The sequence below is a fragment of the Nocardia vinacea NBRC 16497 genome (assembly GCF_000308835.1).
GTDB classification, from domain to species: domain Bacteria; phylum Actinomycetota; class Actinomycetes; order Mycobacteriales; family Mycobacteriaceae; genus Nocardia; species Nocardia vinacea.
The window spans coordinates 1-282 of record NZ_BAGN01000286.1 but is presented as its reverse complement, the minus strand read 5'-3'; the positions used below and the strand labels follow the sequence as shown (position 1 = coordinate 282).

Annotated in this window: 1 pseudogene; it reads right to left on the bottom strand. The window is 67.7% G+C overall.

Annotated elements, in window-relative coordinates:
* Positions 1-282, bottom strand: a pseudogene (locus ON44_RS33515) (ADP-ribosyltransferase); the annotation flags it as partial.

Here is a 282-nt window from a genome sequence, read left to right as displayed (position 1 = left end):
TGACAATCGCCTCGAACGACCAGGCGACCCGTTCCAACTCCCCCGCCATCTTTGCCACCGGTCCGGCGTCGGCAATCTTGGTCCAGGTGTCGGCGGCGCGTGCGAGTAGATCGACATTGCCGTCCGGGATGGTGATCCCGATGGCTTCGGCCAGTTTCACACCGCCGTCTATGAGCCCTTGGCCGGGTCCTCCGGCGCTCGGCAGCGGCACCCGGCACAGATATGCCACGGGGCCAGGGGTGGCCGGTTTATCCGGTGCCGGGGTGTCGGTGCCGACCGTCG